Source organism: Pseudomonas sp. URMO17WK12:I6 (genome assembly GCF_003253625.1).
Lineage (GTDB): Bacteria > Pseudomonadota > Gammaproteobacteria > Pseudomonadales > Pseudomonadaceae > Aquipseudomonas.
In genome coordinates this window covers 69,744-95,181 of sequence record NZ_QKYZ01000007.1, presented here as the reverse complement: position 1 = coordinate 95,181, position 25,438 = coordinate 69,744, and the positions used below count along the sequence as shown (strand labels likewise).

General features: G+C 61.5%; 25 protein-coding genes. 6 read left to right on the top strand and 19 right to left on the bottom strand.

Annotated elements, in window-relative coordinates; translation table 11 throughout:
• Positions 1–166 precede the first annotated feature (166 nt).
• From F475_RS14630 to F475_RS14605, 6 genes are read right to left on the bottom strand one after another with little or no spacing between them, the layout of a single operon-like run.
• The gene (locus F475_RS14630; protein WP_064620632.1) at positions 167–973 is read right to left on the bottom strand and encodes a YfaP family protein; all 807 of its coding nucleotides are present in this window, start codon (positions 971–973) and stop codon (positions 167–169) included.
• A 3-nt stretch (positions 974–976) separates the two neighbouring features.
• Positions 977–2,596, bottom strand: coding sequence for a DUF2300 domain-containing protein (locus F475_RS14625; protein WP_111454199.1), 1,620 nt, complete (start codon positions 2,594–2,596; stop codon positions 977–979).
• A 1-nt stretch (position 2,597) separates the two neighbouring features.
• The gene (locus F475_RS14620; protein ID WP_371924320.1) at positions 2,598–7,157 is read right to left on the bottom strand and encodes an alpha-2-macroglobulin; all 4,560 of its coding nucleotides are present in this window, start codon (positions 7,155–7,157) and stop codon (positions 2,598–2,600) included.
• A gap of 11 nt (positions 7,158–7,168) precedes the next feature.
• Complete coding sequence (locus F475_RS14615) at positions 7,169–7,834, bottom strand: DUF1175 family protein (protein ID WP_064620638.1); 666 nt, start codon at positions 7,832–7,834, stop codon at positions 7,169–7,171.
• The gene (locus F475_RS14610; RefSeq protein WP_177431107.1) at positions 7,804–9,525 is read right to left on the bottom strand and encodes a DUF2138 domain-containing protein; all 1,722 of its coding nucleotides are present in this window, start codon (positions 9,523–9,525) and stop codon (positions 7,804–7,806) included. The genes F475_RS14615 and F475_RS14610 overlap by 31 nt, the downstream gene beginning before the upstream one ends.
• 48 nt (positions 9,526–9,573) lie before the next feature.
• Entirely contained in the window at positions 9,574–10,365 is a 792-nt protein-coding gene (locus F475_RS14605; RefSeq protein WP_018925700.1) for a YfaP family protein, read from the bottom strand.
• A 508-nt stretch (positions 10,366–10,873) separates the two neighbouring features.
• Here F475_RS14605 and F475_RS14595 point away from each other — a divergent pair.
• From F475_RS14595 to dxs, 3 genes are all read left to right on the top strand, one after another.
• On the top strand, positions 10,874–11,116 hold the full coding sequence (locus F475_RS14595) for an exodeoxyribonuclease VII small subunit (RefSeq protein ID WP_007894317.1): 243 nt from the start codon (positions 10,874–10,876) through the stop codon (positions 11,114–11,116).
• Positions 11,113–12,000: a (2E,6E)-farnesyl diphosphate synthase gene (gene ispA / locus F475_RS14590; RefSeq protein WP_111454196.1), complete on the top strand. Its 888-nt coding sequence runs from the start codon at positions 11,113–11,115 to the stop codon at positions 11,998–12,000. Before F475_RS14595 ends, ispA begins: the two co-directional genes overlap by 4 nt.
• A 91-nt stretch (positions 12,001–12,091) precedes the next feature.
• The gene (gene dxs, locus F475_RS14585) at positions 12,092–13,990 is read left to right on the top strand and encodes a 1-deoxy-D-xylulose-5-phosphate synthase (protein WP_018925697.1); all 1,899 of its coding nucleotides are present in this window, start codon (positions 12,092–12,094) and stop codon (positions 13,988–13,990) included.
• A 55-nt stretch (positions 13,991–14,045) separates the two neighbouring features.
• Here the strand turns inward: dxs and F475_RS14580 are convergent, their stop codons facing one another.
• From F475_RS14580 to nrdR, 12 genes are all read right to left on the bottom strand, one after another.
• Entirely contained in the window at positions 14,046–14,846 is an 801-nt protein-coding gene (locus F475_RS14580; RefSeq protein ID WP_018925696.1) for a cobalamin-binding protein, read from the bottom strand.
• A complete protein-coding gene (locus tag F475_RS14575; protein WP_019581376.1) occupies positions 14,846–15,265 on the bottom strand; it encodes a hypothetical protein in 420 nt (139 codons plus the stop codon). Before F475_RS14575 ends, F475_RS14580 begins: the two co-directional genes overlap by 1 nt.
• Positions 15,262–15,879, bottom strand: a complete 618-nt coding sequence (gene ribA / locus F475_RS14570) for a GTP cyclohydrolase II (RefSeq protein ID WP_018925694.1) — start codon at positions 15,877–15,879, stop codon at positions 15,262–15,264. The genes F475_RS14575 and ribA overlap by 4 nt, the downstream gene beginning before the upstream one ends.
• Positions 15,880–16,019: 140 nt before the next feature.
• Positions 16,020–16,754, bottom strand: coding sequence for an ABC transporter substrate-binding protein (locus F475_RS14565; protein WP_111454195.1), 735 nt, complete (start codon positions 16,752–16,754; stop codon positions 16,020–16,022).
• A 22-nt stretch (positions 16,755–16,776) separates the two neighbouring features.
• A complete protein-coding gene (locus F475_RS14560) occupies positions 16,777–17,280 on the bottom strand; it encodes a phosphatidylglycerophosphatase A (RefSeq protein WP_018925692.1) in 504 nt (167 codons plus the stop codon).
• A complete protein-coding gene (gene thiL, locus F475_RS14555; RefSeq protein ID WP_111454194.1) occupies positions 17,277–18,242 on the bottom strand; it encodes a thiamine-phosphate kinase in 966 nt (321 codons plus the stop codon). The genes F475_RS14560 and thiL overlap by 4 nt, the downstream gene beginning before the upstream one ends.
• Before the next feature lie 23 nt (positions 18,243–18,265).
• On the bottom strand, positions 18,266–18,766 hold the full coding sequence (gene nusB / locus F475_RS14550) for a transcription antitermination factor NusB (protein WP_007933632.1): 501 nt from the start codon (positions 18,764–18,766) through the stop codon (positions 18,266–18,268).
• Positions 18,763–19,239 (bottom strand): 6,7-dimethyl-8-ribityllumazine synthase, encoded by a 477-nt coding sequence (ribE, locus tag F475_RS14545; RefSeq protein WP_003228649.1) that lies wholly within the window; start codon positions 19,237–19,239, stop codon positions 18,763–18,765. The genes nusB and ribE overlap by 4 nt, the downstream gene beginning before the upstream one ends.
• Positions 19,240–19,330: 91 nt before the next feature.
• Positions 19,331–20,422 (bottom strand): bifunctional 3,4-dihydroxy-2-butanone-4-phosphate synthase/GTP cyclohydrolase II, encoded by a 1,092-nt coding sequence (gene ribBA, locus F475_RS14540; protein WP_111454193.1) that lies wholly within the window; start codon positions 20,420–20,422, stop codon positions 19,331–19,333.
• A gap of 16 nt (positions 20,423–20,438) precedes the next feature.
• Entirely contained in the window at positions 20,439–21,116 is a 678-nt protein-coding gene (locus tag F475_RS14535; protein WP_064620656.1) for a riboflavin synthase, read from the bottom strand.
• Positions 21,117–21,160: 44 nt separating this feature from the next.
• Entirely contained in the window at positions 21,161–22,294 is a 1,134-nt protein-coding gene (ribD, locus tag F475_RS14530; RefSeq protein WP_018925688.1) for a bifunctional diaminohydroxyphosphoribosylaminopyrimidine deaminase/5-amino-6-(5-phosphoribosylamino)uracil reductase RibD, read from the bottom strand.
• Entirely contained in the window at positions 22,291–22,755 is a 465-nt protein-coding gene (gene nrdR / locus F475_RS14525; protein WP_007906838.1) for a transcriptional regulator NrdR, read from the bottom strand. Before nrdR ends, ribD begins: the two co-directional genes overlap by 4 nt.
• A gap of 116 nt (positions 22,756–22,871) precedes the next feature.
• Here nrdR and F475_RS14520 point away from each other — a divergent pair, with 116 nt between their 5' ends.
• The 3 genes from F475_RS14520 to trxA all read left to right on the top strand — a co-directional run bounded on the left by F475_RS14520 (position 22,872) and on the right by trxA (position 24,959).
• On the top strand, positions 22,872–23,336 hold the full coding sequence (locus tag F475_RS14520) for a YbaY family lipoprotein (RefSeq protein WP_018925687.1): 465 nt from the start codon (positions 22,872–22,874) through the stop codon (positions 23,334–23,336).
• Complete coding sequence (locus tag F475_RS14515; protein WP_111454192.1) at positions 23,333–23,989, top strand: methyltransferase; 657 nt, start codon at positions 23,333–23,335, stop codon at positions 23,987–23,989. Before F475_RS14520 ends, F475_RS14515 begins: the two co-directional genes overlap by 4 nt.
• Before the next feature lie 97 nt (positions 23,990–24,086).
• Complete coding sequence (gene trxA, locus F475_RS14510; RefSeq protein WP_111454191.1) at positions 24,087–24,959, top strand: thioredoxin; 873 nt, start codon at positions 24,087–24,089, stop codon at positions 24,957–24,959.
• A gap of 15 nt (positions 24,960–24,974) precedes the next feature.
• Here trxA and F475_RS14505 read toward each other — a convergent pair whose 3' ends face one another.
• Entirely contained in the window at positions 24,975–25,316 is a 342-nt protein-coding gene (locus F475_RS14505) for a hypothetical protein (protein ID WP_111454190.1), read from the bottom strand.
• Between the last annotated feature and the right edge of the window lie 122 nt (positions 25,317–25,438).

Genomic DNA, 25,438 nt, shown 5'->3' with positions numbered 1-25,438 from the left:
CGCGAAGCAGTCGTAAAATCAGGCAACCGTTTCTTTCAGGAAGACCGTGTACAGCGGATATGCGAGGACTTCGGTCGAGCGCGACCCCGGCTCGAACGCAGCCTCGCAGGCTCGGCAGCTGCTACGGATTGGATAAAGGTCTCAGCACTGCCGAGACGATCTCCCCTCACGGATAACTAAACCCCTTAACCAACGTCAACTCCCCCACCGCCCGCATCGGAACCAGGAACGTTTCCATTTTTTCATCTGGCGTCCCCTCCTCCGTAATCACTGTCACTTGCGCGGTGGTTAGCGGCTGAACCGCATCCTCCTGCCCTTCGTCATCACTGCGATACCCGCCGCCGTAGTAGTTCACGTACACCAGGTATTGCCCCTTGATCGGCGCGGGCATGGCGAAGATTTCCGGGCCGTAGCCGGTGGTCACGTCCACATCCAGCGCCGCACCATTGGGCGCGACACGGTCGCCGTACCAGATGTGTGCGCCATCGGGGGTGATGAGGTGCAAGTCCAGGTCCGTGCCGTCGCTGTCCCAGGCCAGTAGCACGCGCAACTTGGCCGGGGTAGCGCCGCCGTTGGCATTGAGGAACTGCGTGCGGTGGCGTTGTTGGCCATCGGGGCTGCGGACTTCAACGCTGTTGCTGCCTTTGGGGAATGAGAACGGGCGGTCGAAGTGACCGGCGGGGTCGATCTTCAGTGGCATGCTGACGCCGTTGACGATCAGCTTGCCGGGTTCATTGCTCTTGGGGGTGGATTGGATCTGGCCGGTAATGCGCGCCGTATTGGCCTGGCCCACCGGGGTGTTAACCGACGACGCCGGGTAATTGACCGTCTGACGAAAGCTTTCGCCTTCGCCTTCAGGGGCGCCGGTACGCCAGCCGCCAATGGGCGTATCAAGTTTGACGGCGGCAAATGTCGCTGGCAGTACGCAAAAAGCGCAAAGCAACAGCAAGACCTGTGGATAACGGAGTTTCATGGCCTATTCCAGCAAGAGGTGACGGGCGAGCCCTTCGATGTAGGTTTCATCCTGGCCGTTAGGGTGTGCTTCGAAGGCCAGGTGCAGGTATTCGTGGGTCAGGTCGAGGCGGTCTTGCAACGACAGCACGCCGCGTACGTAGATGCGCTGGCGTTCGCGGTCGACAAACGGACGACCAAAGGCCAGGCGGCAGACCGCAAAGGTGCTGACTTCGTTGTAGCCGACTTCGCTTTCGAGTCGTTGGCGCCAGCCGCGGCGCTGGTTTTGCAGCCAGTCTTGCGCGGCGGGCAGCGCTTCGCAGGAGGCGACCGGGTTGTCCCAACGACTGAGACTGGCGCGCGGGTAGGCATGCAGCAGGATGGCGTCGTAGCGTTGGCCGGCATTGGCTTGTTCGACGGCTTGCTGCCAGGAGAGTTTGTCCGGCCCCGGTTGGTCGGAGTGATAGGTGACGTTGCTGCCTGCGAGAACCAGATCGCTGGTCCACGAGGCGATATTGCGCGACTCAGTGGCGGCCGGACGTGGCGCGACGCGCTGTCGACTGCTGCTGTCATCGATGCTCAGGCAGTCGCCGTTGCGAGTGGCGTTTTGCAGCAGGTAGGTGCGGATTGCGACGGCCAGGGCTTTGGCCGCTTCGACGGGTTCAGGCCTGGCTTCACGCTGCAGGACGCGGGCAACGTACTCTTCACGATCGAGTCGGGCGATGAGTTTGTCTTTGAGCAAGAACAACTCACCGTCGCTGTGGATATCGAGTTGATTGCCGTTGGCGAACTCGACGCGGTAGTCGCCTTGCAAAGGGCCGGGCGCTACAGCGCGATCCCCCGACAGCACGCGTTTCAGTGGATAACGCGCGAACAGACCGACCTCAACGCACTTCCCTGCCTCGGCTGGCCATGACGACGGCAGCACCGTCGCCAGCGCCTGCCCATAGGTGCGCAAGACCATCTGACTGGTGCCGCGCCCACCAGCCCAGATCGGCGTGCCGTCTACCGTCCAGCCCGCGAATCCGCCTTGGCGCGACGAAGGATCCTGATCCCCCAGCCAGCTCCAGGTTTTCACCCGCAACCGACCACCGAGTTCACCCACGACATTGCCATCCGCGGCATTGAGCACCACATCGAGCAACACCCTTCGCGCCTGATCCTGCGCCGGCATCACGGCCAACACCTTCAACAACTCCGCCACCGGAACCCGGGTCTGCGGTTGCAACAACGGCAAATCCAGCAACCATTTCGGCGCTTGTCTGGCCTGCCAATACTCGCGCCACTGTGCGCCGGCAATGCCCAGGCGCGCAGGCTCAAAGTACAAGCCGCAAGACTTCACCAACGCCTGATCACGCCCGATCGTGCCGCCCGCCGTGCAGCAATAAACTTCTTCCTTCGATTGCCCGCGACATTCATAAGCGGGTTCGCGCGCGCCGGTGTCCACCAGCCAACCGTAGACAAACAGCTTCCACAAGCTGCCCAACGGCGTCTGCAAATCATCAGGCAATGGCTCACGCGAGATCACCTGAGTCTGGCTCAACGCAAGCAATTCACCCTTGAAGCCCAGGCGCAGCGGCTCGTCCTGCGCTGTCGCCAGCGCAGGGATCAAACACAGCAACCACCAGACCAGACACCGGGTCATGTCAGTTGACCGTGACCTGACCGAGTGCCGGTTTCTGTTCCTGAGCCTGATGCTGTGGCGCGTAGACCTGCGTGAAACGCACCGGCGGCAGGTTGAACTGGCCTTTTTGCGAGAAGCGCACCAGATGACGCAGGCGCAACTCGCCGCTCAGCGCATCCACTGGCACCGCATACGCCATTTGCCCCGGCTCGAAACGGGCTTTCTCCAGCGCGGTCGGCTCGGTGCCGGCCTTGCCCATCAGCTTGATGCCCCACGTGGTGCGCTCGACGTCCGCACCCGGTGGCAGCGGCACTTCGAGCATGCCGTAGCGCAGCGGTTTCGCCGCTTTGCTGGTGATGATCACTTCGTCCAGGTACAGGCTGTCGCTGGACAACGGCTTGGTGCCGACCGCTTCGAGTTTGAATTCGAACGCTTCATCACCCGGCACCAGACGCGACAGGCGACGGGTGATGGTCACCGCCATCGGATCGATTGCCGGTTGTTTGGTCTGAAAGCTCAATATGGCCCGTAGCGGGCGCTCTTGCGTTCCGCTCAGCGACAATGCCGCCGGCACTGGCGAAGAGCCCTGCCACGTCCAATACATCTCACCGGTATCACTGTAACGTTTCTTCCAGCCCTCACCCGGTGCCAATGCGATGGTCGGAGAGGCCTGCTCGATGCTGCGTTGCAACCAGGTCAGCGCCAACGCGCGTTCCAGGGTCGATTGCTGTGGCAACAGGCGTTGCAACAACGCTTGCGCATGAGCCTGATCGAAAGTCTGCAGCGACAGGTTCAGGGCTTCGACAAACGGTTGAGCGCTGGCGGCCACTTGCTGTTGCGCAGCATCCACTTGACGGCTGAACGCCGGCGGCAGATTGACCTTGGCCTGACGAGCCAAAGACGCGGTCAACACCCGAGCACTGGCCAGCCCCAAGGCCGAATCCGGATCGTTCATGACCAGGCTCTCTGCGCCATCGTCCATCACGCTCGCGGCATTGCCTTCGCCGGCTTTCACCAGGTCGTCGATCAAACCGCTGAGCAGCGTGTTCACCGGCAATTGCATCTGTTTGGCAAACGACAGAATCAACGCCCGCTGCAACAGTGGTGTGTTCTGCGCCTGTTTCGCGTACACCTCCAACACCCGCTGCCAGTGCTCCGGCGGCAGGCTCAGTTCCAGCACTTTGCTGGCGTGCCAGTCGGCGTAATAGGCGTAAGCGGTGAGGAATGCATCCGGCTCGCCGTCAAAGCCCCACCAAGTGAAGCACGCCGACGGCCCGGCCATTTGCACCAGCCGCAGGCGGCTGTTCTGCATGATCAAACGCAAGCGATCACGGATCTGCGGGTTCGACGACAGCGTTGGATAGGCGATGCTCAGCGGCAGCAGACGGCTGGCGGTTTGTTCGACACCGCCATACGGATAGCTCAGCAGATCGTCGAGGGCCGAACGGAACACCGCTTGCGGGCTGTCATCCAGACGCAGGCGAATATCCGTGGCGTCCGTCGGCAAGGTTAACGGCGTGTCGCCGCTGACCGCGTCCAGGCTTTGGCTCTGGGTCACCTGCCAGCCTTCGCCAGTCGCGGTCAGGCGTACGGCTAATGCATCAGCGGTTTTGCCATCCTGCACCAGCTCGGCGGTCCAATCGCCATTGGCCAATGTGAATGCCGGCAATGGGACGTAGTTGACGCCGTTGTTCAGTGTGACCGGCACACGTTGCTCGGCACCCGCGTAATGAATCACCAGCTCAGCCTTGACCGGTTTCTCGGCCTGACTGAAAGCGAATACGCCAAGATCCGGTTTGTCGCCGTTACGGAATTTGGTCGGGCCGCTCCACTTCAGGTACAGCGGTTTTTCCGAGCGCACGAATTGCTTCTTCTGCCCGACCTGGCCGTCATCGGCGATGGCGCGGGCGGTGATGCGCCAGCGGGTCAAGGAGTCCGGCATCTTGAAGGTGAAGCGGGTCTTGCCGTTGGCGTCGGTGATCAATTCCGGCTGCCACGCGGCGGTGTCGACGTCTTCACGACGCGGCCGCTCCAGCACTTTCACCCCACGCTCGCTGCGGTTGGCTTTGCCCGGCGCGCCCGGGCTGCCCGGCAGTGCCACGTCGTAGCTGATGAACGACAAACTGGCGCTGGTGCGCACGTTGTTGCGGCGCGGGTGGTAGAAGAACTGGTCGATGGTCGGCGCCACTTCCGGCTGCAGTGCGTAGATCATTTCGTCGACCACACTGACCGTCAGGTGCGCCGGAATCGGCTTGCCGGCGAACTGGGTGGTGAGGTCCACGGACACGGTATCGCCGGGCTGATACGCCTCTTTGTCGGTAGTGATCGCCACATCGATCTGTGGCGCGACCACCTTGATACCGGCGTTCTGGAAGCTGTACTGACCGCCCTTGGTGTAGAGCACGGAGAACGTCAGGTTCGGCGCGAAGTTGTCCTTCACCGCGATGCGCGCGCGGTATTGGGTGTCGCTGAGTTTTTCCATCTTCAGCCAGTCGGCGCCCTTGGACAGCAACGCCGTGGCCTCGACCTTGTCGCGCTCGAGCGACAACAACGCATCGCTGACCGGCTCGGGGAAGGTGATCAACGCGAGGGCTTCGTCACCAGCCTTGTACTCGGGTTTGTCGAGGACGATTTCCACGGTGCCGGGCACGGCTTTGACGCCATCACCCGTGACCGAATGACCGGTCGCGCCAAGCACGCGGCCATGATCATCTTTCAGCGTCAGGTTGTAAGTACCCGGACGGTCGAAGGCCAGGCTGAAGCCTTTGTCCTTGCCGGCGAGTTTTCCTTCGCCAGTGGTCTGATCTTCAAGTCGCACCCAGCTGTAGCTGCTCGGGTTGACCGCTTTGCTCTGCTCGCTGCCACCTTCATTGGCGTAGCTGAAGGCAACCTTGTCGCCCACCGCGCTGAACCGTTGCGGCGCGCTCAGGCGGAAACTGGCGGCACCACGGTCGATGAGGATTTCCTTGGTGGTCTTGACCCGGTACGCCGCGCCATCACTGGCGAACACGGTGAGCATGTAGCGGCTCGGTTTCTCGGCGGCGGGCAGGTCAAGCGTCGCGTTGCCCTTGGCGTCGGTGGTCAGTTCGGCGCTGGTCAGCTCCACCGGGAATTGCCCCAGGTATTGCAGTTCGTTATCGACCATCGACAGTTGTTGGGCGCGCAGGCTCAGGCTCACCTTGGCGTCGACCACTGGTTTACCGTCCGGGTACAACAACACCAGGCTGCCTTTGACCGGTTCGCCGGTACGGTAATCCTGCTTGGCCAGGTTCAGGGAGATCTCGAAGTGCGGCTTGATGTACTCAGCCACGCGGAAGGCGCTGCTGTAGGCCTGATCCTTGTAGCTGAAACGCAGCTCATAACCGCCCGCCACCGCATTGTCCGGCAACTGGAAACGGCCCTGGGTGCCGGCCTTGGAATCGAGCTTCAACGCCAACGACTGCAGCGCAGTACCGGTGGCATCGAGCACCGTCACATTGACATCGGCAGCGGTCGGCGCCACGGAATCCCGGGCATTCTTGAACTCGCGACCAACGATTTTCAACGACACCCAATCACCCGGCCGGTACAGCGGTCGATCGGTAAACGCATAGAGTTTGGTGTCGTAGATTTCGCTGTCGTAATAGAAGTTCTCGGAGACGAACACCCCGCCCTCTTCGTCCTCGCCGATCACGAACGAGCGCTCCGGGCTGACGTGTTTCAAGCGCAGCAAACCATCGGCATCGGTCGCGCCACTGCTCATCACGCCCAAGCCATCGGTCCACAGCACATTAACCTTGGGCACCGAACTGCCCTCGTGTTTGCGCGCGGCCCACACCAGCAATTCATCACCGGCAATCTTGCTCACGGCCACGGTGTTGGAGACGAACACCATGGTGGTCGCGCGGTACTTGCCGATCAGCGCTTCCACCAGATACAGGCCCGGTTTCAGGTTGCCCAACGGGATGTACACGTTGCCCGGCGAGACGCTGACGAACTCGCTGGAAGAGCCAACCAACTTCACGCCTTCAGGCGGCTGGATCGGTTTGGCTTGCCACAGCGGATAACGGAATTGACTGACCACCGGCAGACCCGGAATCAACGCGAATTGTGGCTGGGCGTCGTAGGGCGTTGGCGCGGCGATGGCGGTGCCCATCTTCAGTTCCGGCACTTCCTCGGTGACTTGTTTACGCGACTCGTAGGAAAACGCCCGCTGCATCACCCGACGGGATTTGCGGTACCAGTTGTCCCACAGGTACGCGAGGGTGTTCGACAGGCCTTCGCCCTTGAACTGGCCGTCGCTGACCACACGGTGCAAGTTCTTCTGGCGCTTGAGGAAATCCAGCGGCTTGTCGATGCGATACACCCGAATGTCCGCACCGCCGTAAGGCTCCATGCGGAACCGGCGATAGTCACGACCCGGCGCTTCGAGGCGTACCACCGCTTGTTCATCGCTGGCGAAACTACTGTCGGCCAACAGGAAAAAGCTTTCACCGGCTACCGGCGTATAGCCGCTCGGCTCGACGGTGTCTTCGGCGTTGACTGCCGACAGCGGCAGAACCAACGCAAGCAAAAGAGGCAGTTTTGAGCAAATGCGCAGCATGCGGGCACCGATCATTGGGAGAGAAAGTTCAGTCGATAGACGCCGATGAAGTTGGGGTTGGCTGCGTCGGGTATCCATCGGGTGTCCTTCCATGTCATGAGTTGCTGCAGGCTTGCGGAGCGCATGCCGTTGTCGGTGGGGGTGGTGGTACCGGTGTGATAGGCGATGAAGCGGCCCATCCAGATCATCAGGTGCTGGTCATCGCCCTGATCGAAAAACATCAGGTCGCCGGGCCGGGCCTGGGCCAGGTCGCGGCCGACCAGATGACTGTTGAACTGAATCAGTTTGATCGCGTTGACGTAGGGCCCGACCTTGCCGCCGCCCTGCTGCCATTGCTGGGCGAGGCCGCGTTGGGCGTCACTCAGCTGCAACTCCGGCGGCAGGTAGCGGTTGGACAGGCCATTGCTGCGCAGCCATTTGTCGTCATGGACTTTCAGCGCTTCGTTGGCGGCAAACCGCACTAGCCCGGCGCAGTCCTGCTGATACCAGCGCGGGCTCGGGCCTTGGGTCAATTGTTCCTGGGCGATGCGCACGAACCAGGCACGGAATACCTGGGATTGCTGCGGGTCGAGCGCGGCGGCTTCGCTGGCGAATGTGCGGGTCCCCAGCAGCAACGCCAGCAAGCCGAGGCCTCGGATGAGTGCGGTCACAGGGCTTTCCACTCCAGCGGCAGCCATTGCCAATGGCCGTCGGGCTCGCTGCCTTTGGGCAAGGTCAAGGCGTATTTGCCGTAGCCGCCAAGGGTGCGCAGTTTCGGGATCAGGTAGGTTTGCGCGGCGTTGTAGAACACCGGTTCCATGTCCTGCGGCAGGCTGTCGAGGGTTTCCTGCTGCATCAGTTGCGCCATGGAGTCGGGGCCGAAATAGATCGGCATCAGCAGGTCTTTCGGCAGCACGTCAGCCAGCGGCGGGAAGCGTTTGTCGAGGGTGCCCAGCGCTTTGTCGACGAGTTTGTCGTCGAGGGAGAACAGCAGCGTCGAACCGTGGCGCGCCAGACTGACGCGCATGAAGGCTTTGCCGGTGATCGCGTCCGGCTGCTCGGCATCCTTGGCCTTATAGGGGCCGAAGTTGGAGCTGACCTGGCGCTGCCACTGGTGGGTTTTACCGTCCTGTTTCTCGACCACCGGGAATGCGTGCTCGGCAACATTGCCTTCGTAGGCACCGACCATCGAGCCGAACAGGTTGCCCAAGTCACCGTCGAGTTTGGCACTGTCATCGTCATTCAGGCTGGCCACCAGCAGCGGCGTGTACAGCCGCGAATCGGCGTACCAGCACAGGCCGGCGGCACCGGCCATATGTTCGGTCAGGGCCTGGGCCACGGACTCTTCGGCGCCAAGTTTCACCAGCAGCGGTTTCTGTTGTTCGGCGGCCAACGGCAAGGCCACGCAAGCGCTGGCGCCCATCGGCATGGCTTGCCAGATCGGTTTGAAGTCGAAGTCCGGCTGCTTGTCCAGTTCGTCCATGGCGAGGAAGCTGTGCCAGCCCTTGTTATCCATGTCGAAACGCAGGCCGGCAAAGTTCGGGATGAAGCGCTGATAACCCATGGCCAACACGCTGGAGTTGACCGAGAGGCGTTGTTTTACCTCGGGCGCACGCGGCGGCAGGCCGAAGGCTTCGGGGAACAGTTTGTCGCCGTTGAGCAAGGCGGCGATCGCCTTGGTCGAAACGCCGCCGGTTTCCTCCAAAGCCCCGTTATCCGGGTCGTAGAGTTTGGCCGGATTGGACAGCACCACCAATTTGTCGCCATGGGAAGCGAACACCAACGACTTGCTGGCGTTGTAGTTGAGCTGATAGAGGGTGACGGCGTCGGCACCGACTTTCACTTCGCCGAGCTTGCTCAGTTGCGAATCATCCAGCGCCACTTTCGCCAGCGGCTCCAGCACCTTGGCCAGTCCGCCGCGATCCATCACCAACAGGAAATCCTTGAGACGCCCATCCGCCCCACGCCACAGCGCCACATCCGCCGGTTGGTCGAAGAGCTGCTCGATCAGGCTGTCCTGCAGCTTCAGGTCATGCTCGTAAATAATCCGCCGCAGACTGCCAATCAAACCGAGACGGTCGGCGTGAGCTTCGTAATAGAAGACGAAATCTTCGGTCAGGGTTTCCTTGAGGAACGGCACGGCCAGCAAATCCTTGGGCAGCTGACTCAAGGAGTGGGTTTCGAGCAGACCGTCCGGCCGGCTCATGCCCAGTTTGTCACTGGCCAATTGCGCAGGCGGGGCCTTGGGTTTGTGCAGGAACCAGCCCAATCCGCCCGCCACGCCGGCCACCAGGCATAGCCCGATCACCAGCGCTGGCCAGCGGCGAGGAGGTTTGGCAGCGGGTGCGGCGGCCGGGGAAGCTGCTGGTGGAATCGTGTTATCACTCATGTTCACGCTCATTTTCACAAGGCTGAATTCAACCGTGGTGCGGGATGTTTAATAGTTGAAAGTCTTGACCAGCAGCAGGTCGCCGATCGCCCGCAAGGGCACGATGAACGTCTCGCGTTTTTCGTCGACGGTGTTTTCATTGAGCACCAGATTGATTTGCGAGGTGATCACCTCGTTCTGGTTGCTGTTCTCATCGAAGTTATAGCCGCCACTGCCGTAGTTGCCCCAATAGTTCACGTAAACCAGATAGGTGCCGTGCATCGGCGCAGTCATGGTGAACATTTCAGGGCCAGGGCCATCGACCCCGTCCGGGTCCAGCCCACCGCCGTTGCTCATCGCCGGACTGGCCCAGAACGCGTGCTGGCCGTCGGGGGTAATGATGTGCAGGTCGAGTTCGGCCTTGGGATCGTCCCAGCCCAGCACCACGCGAATCCGCGCCGGGGTGCGCAGGTTATTGGCTTCATAGAATTGAACGCGCTTGAGCGACTTGCCCTCGGAACTGCGCACTTCGACGCTGTTGGAACCGGCGCCGAACGCATACGGGCGGGCAAAACGCCCTTGATCGTCGGTGTACAGATTCAGGGGATTGCCGTTGACCGCCAGGCTGTGGGGCGGACGGAGCGTGCCGAGGGCCTTGAGCTGGCCTTCGATCATTGTGCGATTGCGCTGCACGCCCCGGTCGATGGGCGGTGTGGGATAGGCGACGCGAGGGTTTTCACTGCGGTCCAGCAAGCCGTGATAGCGCCAACCACCCACCGGTTCCGATAGCTCGGCCGTGGGCTCGGCCCGCGCAACTTGAGCGCAAACCAGCGTAATCAGCAGTGAAAGAACCCAACGCATGTGACGCCTCCTGCCATGCATAACGAAACCTGGCGCCTGATCCTCGGCGCGTTACAGATCAAAAAAACTGCGTTTCGTCAGAAGACCCTGAATATAGGGTCGTTGAAGGCGCGAAGATTAGCCATTCGGCAGTTTTTTAACAATCGGATACATCTATATTTGCGGTGAGAATCACGGTGTTTGTTGGGCGTGAGCCGAATAGCGATCTTATTCGGCTCATAAAGTGAGCCGAATAATCCACACAACCTATATAGACGACATACATCTGTGGCGAGGGAGCTTGCTCCCGCTGGGTAGCGTAGCGGCCCCAAAACCATACATCGCGTTTATTCAGGCCTACCGCGTCCAGAGGCTCGCGACTGCTGCGCAGCCGAACGGGAGCAAGCTCCCTCGCCCCAAGGTGTGTTGTCACCCCGGAACTGCTGCTCCAAATGGCCCAGCTCATTTGCCCATACCCCCCATGTCTGCTAGTGTCGCGCCGGTTTAACGTCAACCGGAAATAGCCGCCATGGCCCGCAAAAAAGCTGCACTGGATTTCGAACAATCCCTCGCTGACCTGCAAACGCTGGTGGAGCGTCTGGAGAACGGCGAATTGTCGCTGGAAGACTCGCTGACCGCTTTCGAGCAGGGCATCGGGCTGACCCGTGATTGCCAGGCGGCGCTGGCCCAGGCCGAGCAGAAGGTTCAAGTGCTGCTCGAGCGTGATGGCGAGTTGGCCGAGGAACCCTTCGACGCGGATCAGCCAGAATGATTGCAGCGTATTCGGCAGCCAGCCAGGCCCGCGTCAATGCAGCACTGGAAACCCTGTTCAACCCGCCGAGCCCTGAGCTCGCCCGCCTCTATGAAGCCATGCGCTACAGCGTGATGAATGGCGGCAAGCGCGTACGTCCGCTGCTGGCCTACGCCGCGTGTGAAGCGCTGGGCGGCAAGGCCGAGCAAGCCAACGGCGCAGCCTGCGCGGTTGAGCTGATCCATGCCTATTCGCTGGTGCACGACGATTTGCCGGCCATGGACGATGACGACCTGCGTCGTGGCCAGCCGACCACCCACAAGAAATTCGACGAAGCCTGCGCGATTCTCGCCGGCGACGGTTTGCAGAGCCTGGCCTTCAGCGCCCTGCTCGACCCACGCCTGAGCTCGTCGGATACCGAAACCCGGCTGCAGATGGTCAGCGCCCTGGCGCTGGCGGCAGGCCCGGCGGGCATGGTCGGCGGGCAAGCCATCGATCTTGGCTCGGTGGGACTGAAGCTCGATCAAAAAGCCCTTGAATACATGCATCGGCACAAGACCGGCGCATTGATCGAAGTCAGCGTCAAACTCGGTGCCCTGGCCAGTGGCCGTGCCGAGAAGGACGAACTGAAGTCGCTGCAAAGTTATGCACAGGCCATCGGCCTGGCATTTCAGGTCCAGGACGACATTCTCGACGTCGAAAGTGACACCGCCACCCTAGGTAAACGCCAGGGCGCCGACATCGCCCGGGACAAGCCGACCTACCCGGCGCTGCTCGGTCTCGACGCGGCCAAGGCCTACGCTCTGGAACTGCGCGACCAGGCCCTGCACGCACTGCGACCGTTTGACGCGGCAGCCGAGCCCTTGCGCGATCTGGCCCGGTACATCGTTGACCGCCGCAACTGACGGCGTATCCGCCAAAAAAGACCAACGCGTGGGCAGGGGGCGATGCATCAGGTAAACTGCCGCATCTTTTATACCTATAACGATTCGCCTGATGCCCACGACGTTTCATGAGATTCCCCGTAAGCGCCCGACCACGCCCCTGCTCGACCGTGCCAACACGCCGGACGGCCTGCGCCGGTTAGGCGAAGCCGAGCTGGAAACCCTGGCTGATGAGTTGCGCCTGGAATTGCTCTACACGGTCGGCCAGACCGGTGGGCATTTCGGTGCCGGCCTGGGCGTGATCGAGCTGACCATCGCGTTGCACTACGTTTTCGACACCCCGGACGACCGGCTGGTGTGGGACGTGGGTCATCAGGCCTATCCGCACAAAATCCTCACCGGCCGTCGCGCGCGCATGAGCACCCTGCGCCAGAAGGATGGCATCGCCGCCTTCCCGCGTCGTTCCGAGAGCGAGTACGACACCTTTGGCGTCGGCCACTCCAGCACCTCGATCAGCGCAGCGCTGGGCATGGCCATTGCCGCCCGCCTGCAACACAGTGATCGCAAGGCAATCGCGGTGATCGGCGACGGCGCACTGACCGCTGGCATGGCCTTCGAGGCGCTGAACCACGCGCCGGAAGTGGACGCCAACATGCTGGTGATCCTCAACGACAACGATATGTCGATCTCGCGCAACGTCGGCGGGTTGTCGAACTATCTGGCGAAAATCCTTTCCAGCCGCACTTACGCAAGCATGCGCGAAGGCAGCAAAAAGGTCCTGTCGCGCCTGCCCGGCGCCTGGGAAATCGCCCGTCGCACGGAAGAATACGCCAAAGGCATGCTGGTCCCTGGCACGCTGTTCGAAGAACTGGGCTGGAACTACATCGGCCCGATCGATGGCCACGACCTGCCGACCCTGATCGCCACCCTGCGCAACATGCGCGATCTGAAAGGCCCGCAATTCCTGCACGTGGTCACCAAAAAAGGCAAAGGCTTCGCCCCGGCGGAAGTCGACCCGATCGGTTATCACGCCATCACCAAACTCGAACCGCTGGACGCTCCGGCCGCCGCGCCGAAAAAAGCCAGCGGGCCGAAATATTCCGGTGTGTTTGGTGAGTGGCTGTGCGACATGGCCGCAGCCGATCCGCGCCTGGTCGGGATCACCCCGGCGATGAAGGAAGGCTCCGACCTGGTGGCCTTCAGCGAACGCTTCCCGACGCGCTATTTCGACGTGGCGATTGCCGAGCAACACGCCGTGACCCTGGCAGCCGGCATGGCCTGTGAAGGCGCCAAACCGGTGGTGGCGATCTATTCGACCTTCCTGCAACGCGGTTACGACCAGCTGATTCATGACGTCGCGGTACAAAACCTCGACGTACTGTTCGCCATCGACCGCGCCGGCCTGGTGGGCGAAGACGGCCCGACGCACGCAGGCAGCTTCGACCTGTCGTTCCTGCGTTGCATCCCCGGCATGCTGGTGATGACCCCGAGCGACGAAAACGAACTGCGCAAAATGCTCAGCACCGGCCACCTGTACAACGGCCCGGCAGCGGTGCGTTACCCGCGTGGCACCGGCCCGAATGCACCGATCGCGAAAGACCTCGAACCGATTGAAATCGGCAAGGGCGTGGTTCGTCGCCAGGGCAGCACAGTCGCCCTGCTGGTGTTCGGCGTGCAACTGGCCGAGGCACTGAAAGTCGCCGAGAAGCTGGATGCAACGGTCGTCGACATGCGTTTCGTCAAACCGCTCGACGAAGCACTGGTTCGCGAAATCGCCGGCAGTCACCAATTGCTGGTGACCGTCGAAGAGAACGCGATCATGGGCGGCGCCGGTGGCGCGGTCAGCGAGTTCCTCGCCCGCGAGAACATCCTAAAGTCGGTGCTGCACCTGGGCTTGCCAGACATCTATGTCGAACACGCCAAGCCTGCGCAAATGCTCGCCGAATGCGGGCTGGATGAAGCCGGGATCGAAGAGGCGGTGCGTCAGCGCCTGCAATTGCTGAATATCTGATCCTCTGGCTACATGCAAAACCCTGTGGCGAGGGAGCTTGCTCCCTCGCCACAGGTTAAAGATCGGGTGCGATCAACTGACAGAGCTTGGCCGTCGCTTCGATCATCTGCCCACTCGGCCGTTCCAGGCCTTTATCCGTCACCAACAGCAATTGCCCCTGCGCCACTGCCGTCACCTGGGGCCAGGCCTTCCACGCCTCGAGCTGCGCCTGATCGCTGGCCAGAATCACCTCGGGGTTGCGCTGCAACACCGCTTCCACACTGACCTGCGGTGCAGGCTGTGGCAGATCGGCAAACACATTGCTTGCCCCGCAAACCTGTAGCGCATCACTGATGATCTGCCTTCCGCCCACGGTGTACAGCGGCCGATCCCAGACTTGATAAAACACCCGCAGCGGCTCATCCCTTCGATAGCGCTGGCGCAGGGAGTCGAGTCGCTGACGCAGTTTTTTGGCCAATGCAACGCCCCGCTCCGCTCGCCCTAGTTGCGTGGCTATCGCTTCGATCTGCACAGTGAGTTGTTCGAGGTTATGCGGTTCGGCGACGTAGGTGGGAATGTTCAGCCGTTTGAGCTGTTCACGCTGAGCCGGCCCCACACTGCCCGGCCAGAGCAGCAGTAAATCAGGTTTGAGGCTGAGCAATCGCTCCATGTCCAACTGACCGTAGCGGCCCACCGAAGGAATGTCTTTGAGCTCGGCCGGACGCTCACCGGCATCCAGCACTCCGACCAGCAGGTCAGCCGAATTCAGTTCAATCACGATTTCGGAAAGCGACGGTGCCAGGCTGACAACCCGCTCGGCCGCAGCTGCCGGACCACCGATGGCCAGCAACAGGACTGCCAGCCAGACGCAGCGCATCAACCGAGTTGACGCGGGATACGGTAGAGGTAGAACAGCACCGCCGTCGACAACGCCAGCAGCATCAGCGGCACGGCTTCCAGACCAACGAAGACTGCCAGTGCGCCGATCCAGGCGGGCAGGCCAGCGACCAGAAACGCAGCACGGCGTTTCGCGGCCAGGGCGATCCAGGCAGCGGGTTCTTCAGGGGTATCGAGGGCTTTTTGGGTCGCGATCAGCGCATGTTTGTAACCGCCAAAGAACTTCAGGCTGACAAACATCGAGGCCACACCGGCAATGAAAAACGGCATGGCCAGCACCGGCAGAATCGCCTCGCTTTGGCCGAATAAGCCATTGACCACGAACAGCGGCAGCAAGGCCAACGCCAGATATTGCCACCAGTTGACGGCCAGTCGTCGCCGTACCTGACCGCGGGTCACGCCCTGTCAGCCTCGCCCTGGTGCTCGTTGCCCATCATGTGGTCGAGCTTGCTGGCCTTGGTCGCCAGGTAGAGTTTGTTATGCGGGTTGTGCCCGGTGTGCAACGGCACGCGCTCGGCAACCACGATGCCCATGTCAGTCAAGGCTTTGACCTTGCGTGGGTTGTTGGTCATCAGACGCAGGGACTTCACGCCCAGGTGCTCCAGCATCGGCAGGCACATGGCGTAGTCGCGCTGGTCGGCGGCAAAGCCCAGACGTTCGTTGGCTTCAACGGTGTCAGCACCGCCGTCCTGCAATTCATAGGCGCGGATCTTGTTCAGCAGGCCAATGCCGCGACCTTCCTGACGCAAGTAGAGCAATACGCCACGGCCTTCACGGGCGATCGCCTGCAACGCCGCCTCGAGTTGCGAACCGCAGTCGCAACGCTGGCTGAACAAGGCATCGCCGGTCAGGCATTCGGAGTGCAACCGGCCGAGTACCGGCGCACCGTCGGCGATCTCACCCAGACTCAACACCACGTGCTCGCGCCCGTTCTCTTCATCGAGAAAGCCGTGCATGGTGAATTGCGCAAAAGGCGTTGGCAGCTTGGAAGCGGCGACAAAAACGACAGGCACCGGTGTGCTCCTGATCTATAAGTACTGAAGATTCGCAGAGGCGGCATTGTAACAGCACGTTCCTACAGACGCTTAGGCTGAATTATCGGCCATAACGATCAAAAAGTTTGATATCTGCCCCGCGCCCGCATTGAACGTTTTCATTTCGAGCCGAACGGATAGGGCTGCTTCCAGCGTTCGAAGACCGGTTTCAGCTGACCGCTTTTTACCAGCAATTCCATACGCTGGTCGAACAGCACCATCAACTGCCGTGCCCGAGGGGTATCGGCGAAGCACAGGTACAGCGGTAAATCCGCGATGTGCGTGCGGCGGAACTGCGACGGATCCTTGGCTCGGCTGACGATAGAGTTAACCTCGTCCAGCGCGTCAATGTAGTAGTCGACGTGGTTGTGGATCAGCATCGGCAGAATCCCGGTACGCCGCGCGACTTCGTTATAGCGCTGCACGTTGGGCAGGTAAGCCTGGTACTTGTAGCCGCGTACCCAGGCCAAACGGTAATTGCCAAGATTTTCCGGGGTCGGCGCCGGATTGGTGGCTAGGCCCAGTGCATAGATCGGATCGGTATCGAAACTCCAGCGCGGATAGAGCACGTCACTGACTTCATCCCCATAGGCACCGACACACGCGTCCACTTCGCCACGCTGTGCCAGGCCCGTGGCGCGTGTATACGGTTCGATTCGAATATCCAGTTTGACGCCCGCAGGCTCGAACACTTCGCGCAACACGTCCCAGCCCAAACCACGACCATCGGCGGCGGTAAAGTCTTCCCACGCTTCGCTGGCCAGGTGAATCACGGACGGCGTCGTCGGTGCATCCCCCGCCTGGGCGAACGAGCAAAACGTCGCGAAAACCATCACCATCAACCAGCGGGCCATCTTTCGTCCTCGACTGTAGCCTTCAGGCGAAAAGCCAGACCAGCCCTTGCATCGCCAACCACGCGAACACCCCCGCAAGCACGTCGTCGAGCATGATCCCGACGCCACCGTGCACATGCCGGTCGATCCAGCGAATCGGCCACGGCTTGAGGATGTCGAAGAAGCGGAACATCAGGAACCCCGCCAGCAACCAATACCAACCTTGCGGCACCAACCACAGGGTGATCCACATCCCGACCATTTCGTCCCAGACGATGCCTTCATGGTCGTGCACGCGCAAATCGTCGGCGACCTTGCCGCACAGCCAGAAGCCGAACAGCATGGTGATGCCGAGCATCAGCCAGTAGCCCCAGTCGGGCAGCATCTGCCACAACGGAATAAAGGGTAACGCCACTAACGAACCCCAGGTGCCCGGCGCTTTTGGCAGGGTGCCCGAGCCGAAGCCGAACGCCAGGAAATGCCATGGATTGCGCCAGACCGACGGTGGTACGAACTCCGACGGAACCTGTTTGGGATGATCTGTCACGGTGTCTCCCGAAAATGTTGGTAACCCCGGATTGGCGGGGTGATGTCGTGTCCGTCGGCGTCCAGCAGAATCACGCCCTGCCCTGCAACCACCTGCCCGAGCACATGGATCGGCCAGCCGTCCGCCAGTAACGATGGCAACTCGGCAGGCGGCAAGGTGAAGGCCAGCACGTAATCGTCACCGCCACTCAGGGCAGCCTGCTCAGCGCCGGATTGACCGAGGAAAGCCAGCAGCGCCTTCGACAACGGCAGCCTGCTGCGCTCTACCCGAATCCCGACTTTCGACGCCAGGGCAATATGCCCGCAGTCGGCGAGCAGGCCGTCGGAGATGTCCAACGCGGCGGTGGCCTTGCCACGCAAGGCCTGCCCCAACGCCAGTTGCGGTTGCGGCGACCAGTAGTGGGCCAGCAATGGATCGGCGATGGCCGCGTCCGCAGTCCGCTGGCCGAGCACCAGCGGCAATGCGCCCGCGCCGTTACCCAGTTCACCGCCCACACAGAGTAAATCACCCGGTCGTGCGCCACTGCGGGTCAGCGCCAGACCGGTCGGCACTCGACCGAACACAGTCATGGTCAGGCTCAACGGCCCGCGAGTAGTATCGCCGCCCACCAGTGCCACACGGCAATTCTGCGCCATGAGGTTCAAACCACGGGCGAACGCTTCCAGCCAATCGGAAGTCCCGGTCGGCAAGGTCAAGGCAAGGGTAAAGGCAACGGGGGTGGCGCCCATGGCGGCCAGGTCGCTGACGGCCACGGCCAGCGAGCGCTGGCCGAGCAGAAACGGATCGCAGGGGTCGGCGAAATGCACACCGGCCACCAGCGTATCGGTAGAAAGCGCCAACTGCTCCCCGGGAGGAATAGCCAGCAAGGCGCAGTCGTCGCCGATCCCGAGGGCAACGCCTTCACCGCCCTGCGCGCAAGGCGCGGCGGCGAAGAAGTTGCGGATCAGCTCAAACTCACCCATGGCAATGGCAGTTCAAGCGCCAATCAGCGCTTGAACGCCTTCACTTCGGCTTCACGCAGACGCGGGGCCAGCTTGTCGAGCACACCGTTGACGAACTTGTGGCCGTCGGTGGAGCCGAAGACCTTGGCCAGTTCGATACCTTCGTTGATCACCACGCGGTATGGCACGTCGACACGCTTGAGCAGTTCCCATGTGGACAGGCGCAGAACCGCCAGTTCAACCGGGTCCAGCTCTTCGATGGTCAAGTCCAGGCAAGGCTTGAGCGCGGTGTCGATCTCGGTCTTGAACTGCGGAACCCCGTGCAGGATTTCGCGGAAGTACGCGCCATCGACATCGGTAAAATCGTTATCGACCCGGAACTGCGCTTCGATCTCGTTCAGCGACTGCTTGGCCATATGCCATTGGTACAGCGCCTGGGTCGCGAGCTGACGGGCTTCGCGACGCTTGGCGCTTTTCGATGGCTTGCCGGCATCCGCAGGCTTTGGATCGCGCGGGTTGAAACGATCGCTATCGTCGCTAATCACTTGGCCTCCAACTGCGCCAGCAGGCTGACCATTTCCAGAGCGGACAGGGCAGCTTCAGCACCTTTGTTACCGGCCTTGGTGCCGGAACGTTCGATGGCTTGTTCGATGGAATCAACGGTCAGTACGCCGAAAGCGACCGGTACGCCGAACTCCATGGACACCTGGGCCAGGCCCTTGGTGCACTCGCCAGCCACGTATTCGAAGTGCGGAGTACCGCCACGAATGACCGCGCCCAGGGCGATGATTGCCGCGAACTCGCCCTTCTGAGCGACTTTCTGCGCAACCAGCGGGATTTCGAAGGCGCCAGGCGCACGGATGATGGTGATGTCGCTTTCGCTCACGCCATGGCGAACCAGGGCATCAACTGCACCGCTGACCAGGCTTTCAACCACGAAGCTGTTGAAACGGCCCACTACCAGAGCGTAGCGGCCTTTAGGGGCGATGAAGGTACCTTCGATGGTCTTCAGGGTCATTCGTTAGATCTCTTAAAGAGCCGGGACGCGTTTTCTACGCATCCCTCAGTGATGTGTTAGCCGCGAATCAAGGACTGGAAACAACCGGTCATTATTCGGAGGGCACGTATTCTACAACTTCCAGATCGAAACCGGATATCGCATTAAATTTCATCGGCGCAGACATCAGGCGCATTTTACGCACGCCCAGGTCCCGAAGGATCTGCGAACCGGCACCAACGATGCTGTAGGTGGTCGGCTTTTTCACTGCGCTGTGGTCGGCGGTTTCGCGGATGTGCGCCAGCAACACGTCGCCATCGAGCGGGTGACCGAGCAACAGCACCACACCGCTGCCAGCCTCGGCAACCGCGGCCATGGCGGCGCGCAGGCTCCAGCGGCCCGGTTGCTTGACCATCAGCAGGTCACGCAGCGGGTCCATGTTGTGCACCCGAACCAGGGTCGGTTCTTCGGCGCACACGTTGCCCAGGGTCAGGGCCATGTGCACGTCGCCTTCCACCGAATCACGATAGGTCACCAGGTTGAACTGGCCCAGTTCGCTGTCCAATGGCTGCTCGGCAATCCGCTGAACGGTACGTTCGTGGATCATCCGGTAGTGGATCAGGTCGGCAATGGTGCCGATCTTGATGTTGTGCTCGGCGGCAAACGCTTCGAGTTCGGCGCGACGGGACATGGTGCCGTCGTCGTTCATCACTTCGCAGATCACACCGCTCGGCTCGAAACCGGCCATGCGTGCCAGGTCGCAAGCCGCTTCGGTATGGCCGGCGCGGGCCAGGGTGCCGCCGGCCTGGGCCATCAGCGGGAAGATGTGGCCGGGGCTGACGATGTCTTCGGCCTTGGCGTCTTTGGCGGCAGCGGCTTGTACGGTACGCGCACGGTCGGCTGCGGAGATACCGGTGGTCACGCCTTCGGCGGCTTCGATGGACACGGTGAACTTGGTGCCGAAGCCGGAACCGTTGCGTGGCGCCATCAATGGCAGCCTGAGCAGTTCGCAGCGCTCGCGGCTCATTGGCATGCAGATCAGGCCACGGGCGTGCTTTGCCATGAAGTTGATGTGCTCAGCCTTGCAGCACTCGGCGGCCATGATCAGGTCGCCTTCGTTCTCGCGGTCTTCGTCATCCATGAGGATGACCATCTTGCCTTGGCGGATGTCTTCAACCAGTTCTTCGATGCTATTGAGCGCCACAAGGCACCCCCTTGAGTCAGGATTTGAGGTAGCCGTTTTGGGCCAGAAAGCTTTCAGTAATAGTGCCGCCAGACTTTTGTGAAGAGCCCGGTTCAGCAGCTTTGTCGCCCAGCAATAGGCGTTCCAGATAACGTGCCAGCAAGTCCACTTCCAGGTTCACCCGGCGACCTGGCTTGTAAGAAGCCATGATGGTTTCGCTCAGGGTGTGCGGAATGATCGTCAGCAGGAATTCGGCGCCATCGACCGCGTTCACCGTCAGGCTGGTGCCGTCGACGGTGATCGAACCTTTATGGGCGATGTACTTGGCCAGTTCTTTCGGCGCACGGATGCGAAATTCCACGGCGCGGGCATTGTCGGTGCGCGAAACCACTTCGCCGACACCGTCGACGTGACCGCTGACCAAGTGCCCACCCAGGCGGGTGGTCGGGGTCAGGGCTTTTTCCAGGTTGACCGGGCTGCCGCTTTTGAGGTCATTCATGGCGGTGCAGTCGAGGGTTTCGCGACTGACGTCCGCCGCAAAGCCATTGCCCGGCAGTTCAACCGCCGTCAGGCACACGCCGTTGACGGCAATGCTGTCGCCCAGTTTGACGTCGCTCAGGTCGAGCTTGCCGGTTTCTACGTAAACCCGCACATCTCCGCCTTTTGGGGTCAATGCACGAATACTGCCGATGGATTCGATGATGCCGGTAAACATGGAGTCCTCCTCGAGAACAGGGCCTTCTGGGCTGCAGCCGGGAATTATACGCTGACCGTTGGGACAGGTATGGCAATGACTCGCCAGTCATCGCCAACCGCGCGGATTTCGGTAATTTTGAGCTCGGGCGCATCTTTCATCTGCGCCAGCGGCCAGTCCAGCAACGGTCGCGCCGTGGAGCCGAGAAACTTGCCGGCAATGAAAATCTGGAACTCGTCCACCAACCCTTGCTGAGCAAACGCCCCGGCCAGACGCGGACCGGCTTCGACCAGCACCTCGTTGACGTCACGGGCAGCCAGTTCAACCAGCAACTTGCGCAGGTCGACCTGGCCATCGTCGCCCGCCACGATCAGGCACTCCGGACCGTTGGCGTATTGCTCTTCGATCGCCATGCACGTCGCAACCAACGCCGGACCAGCCTTGAAAAACGGCGCGTCCAGAGGCACCCGCAGGCGACCGTCGATCAGCACGCGCAGTGGCGGACGGCTCATGGCCAAGGCGGTTTGTTCGGGATCGAGGCCCAATTCATCGGCACGCACGGTCAAGCGGGCATTGTCCGCCAGCACCGTGTCGGCGCCGGTCAGCACCACGCTGGCCTGCGCGCGCAGCCGTTGTACCGCCGAGCGCGCCGCCGGGCCGGTAATCCATTGGCTCTCGCCGCTTTCCATCGCTGTGCGACCGTCGAGGCTCATGGCCAACTTGACCCGCACGAACGGCAAGCCGTGTTCCATGCGCTTGAGGAAGCCTTCATTGAGCTTGCGCGCCTCACCTTCCAGCACGCCGCTTTCGGTGGCGATTCCCGCCTGGGCCAGACGTTGCAGACCGCGACCGGCAACTTCCGGGTTCGGGTCCTGCATCGCCGCAACGACGCGCGCCACACCGGCATTCACCAGCGCATCGGCGCAGGGCGGTGTACGTCCGTGGTGGCTGCACGGTTCCAGGGTCACGTAAGCCGTGGCGCCTCGCGCCTTGTCACCGGCGGCACGCAAGGCGTGGACTTCGGCATGGGGCTCGCCGGCGCGCACATGCCAGCCTTCGCCGACAATCTGCCCGTCACGCACCACCACGCAGCCAACCCGCGGGTTGGGGTGCGTCGTGTAATGACCTTTGCGCGCCAGTTCCAGGGCACGGGCCATGTAATGGGCGTCGAGGATGGCTTGTTCCGGGGAGGTGGTCATTCTTTCACCGGTTCACGGGCGAGGCGATCGATCTCTTCACGGAACTCGTTGAGGTCCTGGAAGCGTCGGTACACCGAAGCGAAGCGGATATAGGCGACTTCATCAAGCTTTTTCAGCTCGGCCATCACCAGTTCGCCGACCACGAGGGATTTGACCTCGCGCTCGCCAGTGGCGCGCAGCTTGTGTTTGATGTGCACCAGCGACGATTCCAGGCGCTCGACACTCACCGGGCGCTTCTCCAGCGCTCGCTGCATGCCGGCACGAAGTTTTTCTTCGTCGAACGGCTGGCGACTGCCGTCGGTTTTGATCAGGCGCGGCAACACCAGTTCAGCGGTTTCGAACGTCGTGAAGCGTTCGCCGCAGGCCAGGCATTCACGCCGGCGGCGCACCTGTTCGCCCTCGGCGACCAGACGCGAGTCGATGACCTTGGTGTCGTTGGCACCGCAGAAGGGACAGTGCATGGTGGCAGGCAACAAAAAATGGGAGGGCCATGGTAGCGCATCCCCGTGGCAAGACAAGCCATAGGGTTTGCGGTATACAGACGGGCTATAATGTTTTCACCTTGCTGGAGCCGCCAATGTCGTTACGACCGCTCGTTTTGCTCAGTCTTTTCAGCCTGCTGGTGGCCTGTGGCAGCGATGCACCCAAGCCCCAGCCACCAACACCAGGCCCAGCGCCGCAACAGGCGCAGAAGAAGGCCAAGGCGTCTGCCGAGCTCGGCCCGCTGCCGGCTTACCAACGTGAAATCAGTGGCACCCTGATGGGCGTGCCGGCCGACGCTGAAGTCGAACTGGCGCTGCTGGTGATCGACGAAAAGGATCGCCCGCAACAATTGCTCGCCAGTGCCAACCTGATCGGCACCAATCAGGTGTTGCCGTTTCGCCTGCGTTTCAACCCTGAATCCTTCCCGGTTGGCGCTCGCGTTGAACTGCGCGGCCGCGCCAGCCAGTCCGGGCAGTTGATTCTGCATCTGCCGGCGCAACTCATCACCCAGCCGACGACCCAGGCCCTGGGTCAGTTGCAATTCGTCAAAGCGCCATGATTGCACCGCTCGACCTGCAACAGGCGTTGGGTGAACTGCTCGGTGACGCACAGCTTGTAGCCTGTGAATTGCCGGGCACCGAGCTGAAACTCTGGCTGATCGACGGCGACAACATGGACCGCGCTTTCAGCCCCGAAGAAACCCGGCGGATTCTCCACGAGCCGCCGTACTGGAGTTTCTGCTGGGCCAGTGGGCTGGCCGTGGCCCGCTATCTCGCCGAACACCCGCACTGGGTCGTAGGCAAACGGGTGCTGGATTTCGGCGCCGGTTCCGGCGTGGCTGCGATTGCGGCCGTGAAGGCCGGGGCGCTGGAAGTGGTGGCCTGTGACCTGGACCCGCTGGCGATTGCCGCGTGTCGGGCGAATGCCGAACTCAATGATGTGCAGCTGCGCTACTCGACGGATTTTTTCGCCGAAGCGGATCGATTTGATCTGGTTCTGGTGGCCGACGTGTTGTACGACCGGGAAAATCTGCCGCTACTCGACGAGTTTCTCAGCCGTGGCCGGGAAGCGTTGGTGGCGGATTCACGGGTGCGGGATTTTCGCCATCCGCTGTATCGGCGCATCGAGATGCTGGAGGCGATGACCTTGCCGGACCTGGCCGAGCCCGAAGAGTTTCGGCATGTGAGCCTTTACCACGCGCGGCGCGGTTAGCAAAAAGCTTCACGGGCAAGAGTTGGATCACCCCCGCTTTCAGCCGCCCCCCACCAAGCCTTATAGTGGCCTCATCCACGCTTTTACGAGATCCCCCATGAGTCAGGAAACGCCGTACATCTTCGACGCCACGACTGCCGATTTCGACCAGTCGGTGATCGAGAACTCTTTCCACAAAGCGGTACTGGTGGATTTCTGGGCCGAATGGTGTGCGCCGTGCAAGGCCTTGATGCCGATGCTGCAAACCATCGCCGAGAGCTATCAGGGTGAGTTGCTGCTGGCCAAGGTCAACTGCGACATCGAGCAGGACATTGTTGCGCGTTTCGGCATTCGCAGCCTGCCGACCGTGGTGCTGTTCAAGGACGGTCAGCCGGTGGACGGTTTTGCCGGTGCGCAACCGGAATCCGCAGTGCGCACGATGCTCGAACCTCATGTGCAAATGCCGCCTCCAGCCGCCGCCGACCCGTTTGAACAGGCTCAGGCGCTGTTCGATGAAGGCCGTTTCGCCGACACCGAAGCCACGCTCAAAATCTTGCTGACTGAAGACAACACCAATGCCAAGGCACTGATCCTCTACGCCCGCTGCCTTACCGAGCGCGGCGAACTGAGTGAAGCGCAAGCCGTACTCGACGCGGTCAAGACCGATGAACACAAGGCCGCGCTGGCTGGCGCCAAGGCGCAGATCCAGTTTCTCGGCCAGGCCAGGGATTTGCCGGATGCGGCAGACCTGAAAGCACGCCTGGCGAAAAATCCGCAGGATGATGAGGCGGTCTATCAGTTGGCGATCCAGCAACTGGCCCGTCAGCAATACGATGCGGCGCTGGATGCGTTGCTGAAACTGTTCATCCGCAACCGCAGCTACAACGAAGGCTTGCCACACAAGACCTTGCTGCAAGTGTTCGAACTGCTGGGCAACGATCACCCGTTGGTGACCACGTACCGTCGCAAGCTGTTTGCCGCGCTCTATTAAGCTCTTTTTTGCGGCTTACTCGATCCAGCTGTAGAGCGGTGTATCCCCGCCGCTCACCACTTTGACATCTGCGCAGTGGCGCAAGCGCACCAACAAGCGCTTGCCCGCCGCTGCGCTGCCGGTCAGCCCTTCCAGCTGCTCCAGCAAATCCGGCCCACTCAATTGCCCGGCCTTGCGCAACAATTCTTTGGCGATCTGCCATAGCGCATCATCCTGATTCACCGGTTTGACCGGTGTTGCACTCGCCTCGGGTTTGGCAGCCTGCAACTGCGCACCGAGCTGCGCCCAGTCGCCCTCATCCAGTTCAAGGGTCAAATCCACCGGCCAGTCGCCGATGCTTCCGCGTATTCGCAACATAAGTCTGCTCCAGCACATACCTGACTCGCATGCTCCCATGGGTCTTGCACAACGCCAAGCAGACGGTCAAACTCTCGGCACTTTCGTTATAAGATTACATAACAAATTTTTCATTTTACTTT

What these genes read in the sequence shown, in the direction of transcription:
- F475_RS14630 (WP_064620632.1), bottom strand. Translation starts at nt 973, where the DNA reads ATGAAACTCCGTTATCCACAGGTCTTGCTGTTGCTTTGCGCTTTTTGC.
- F475_RS14625 (WP_111454199.1), bottom strand. Translation starts at nt 2,596, where the DNA reads ATGACCCGGTGTCTGGTCTGGTGGTTGCTGTGTTTGATCCCTGCGCTG.
- F475_RS14620 (WP_371924320.1), bottom strand. Translation starts at nt 7,157, where the DNA reads ATGCTGCGCATTTGCTCAAAACTGCCTCTTTTGCTTGCGTTGGTTCTG.
- F475_RS14615 (WP_064620638.1), bottom strand. Translation starts at nt 7,834, where the DNA reads ATGGCTGCCGCTGGAGTGGAAAGCCCTGTGACCGCACTCATCCGAGGC.
- F475_RS14610 (WP_177431107.1), bottom strand. Translation starts at nt 9,525, where the DNA reads ATGAGTGATAACACGATTCCACCAGCAGCTTCCCCGGCCGCCGCACCC.
- F475_RS14605 (WP_018925700.1), bottom strand. Translation starts at nt 10,365, where the DNA reads ATGCGTTGGGTTCTTTCACTGCTGATTACGCTGGTTTGCGCTCAAGTT.
- F475_RS14595 (WP_007894317.1), top strand. Translation starts at nt 10,874, where the DNA reads ATGGCCCGCAAAAAAGCTGCACTGGATTTCGAACAATCCCTCGCTGAC.
- ispA (WP_111454196.1), top strand. Translation starts at nt 11,113, where the DNA reads ATGATTGCAGCGTATTCGGCAGCCAGCCAGGCCCGCGTCAATGCAGCA.
- dxs (WP_018925697.1), top strand. Translation starts at nt 12,092, where the DNA reads ATGCCCACGACGTTTCATGAGATTCCCCGTAAGCGCCCGACCACGCCC.
- F475_RS14580 (WP_018925696.1), bottom strand. Translation starts at nt 14,846, where the DNA reads ATGCGCTGCGTCTGGCTGGCAGTCCTGTTGCTGGCCATCGGTGGTCCG.
- F475_RS14565 (WP_111454195.1), bottom strand. Translation starts at nt 16,754, where the DNA reads ATGGCCCGCTGGTTGATGGTGATGGTTTTCGCGACGTTTTGCTCGTTC.
- thiL (WP_111454194.1), bottom strand. Translation starts at nt 18,242, where the DNA reads ATGGGTGAGTTTGAGCTGATCCGCAACTTCTTCGCCGCCGCGCCTTGC.
- ribE (WP_003228649.1), bottom strand. Translation starts at nt 19,239, where the DNA reads ATGACCCTGAAGACCATCGAAGGTACCTTCATCGCCCCTAAAGGCCGC.
- F475_RS14535 (WP_064620656.1), bottom strand. Translation starts at nt 21,116, where the DNA reads ATGTTTACCGGCATCATCGAATCCATCGGCAGTATTCGTGCATTGACC.
- ribD (WP_018925688.1), bottom strand. Translation starts at nt 22,294, where the DNA reads ATGACCACCTCCCCGGAACAAGCCATCCTCGACGCCCATTACATGGCC.
- nrdR (WP_007906838.1), bottom strand. Translation starts at nt 22,755, where the DNA reads ATGCACTGTCCCTTCTGCGGTGCCAACGACACCAAGGTCATCGACTCG.
- F475_RS14520 (WP_018925687.1), top strand. Translation starts at nt 22,872, where the DNA reads ATGTCGTTACGACCGCTCGTTTTGCTCAGTCTTTTCAGCCTGCTGGTG.
- F475_RS14515 (WP_111454192.1), top strand. Translation starts at nt 23,333, where the DNA reads ATGATTGCACCGCTCGACCTGCAACAGGCGTTGGGTGAACTGCTCGGT.
- trxA (WP_111454191.1), top strand. Translation starts at nt 24,087, where the DNA reads ATGAGTCAGGAAACGCCGTACATCTTCGACGCCACGACTGCCGATTTC.
- F475_RS14505 (WP_111454190.1), bottom strand. Translation starts at nt 25,316, where the DNA reads ATGTTGCGAATACGCGGAAGCATCGGCGACTGGCCGGTGGATTTGACC.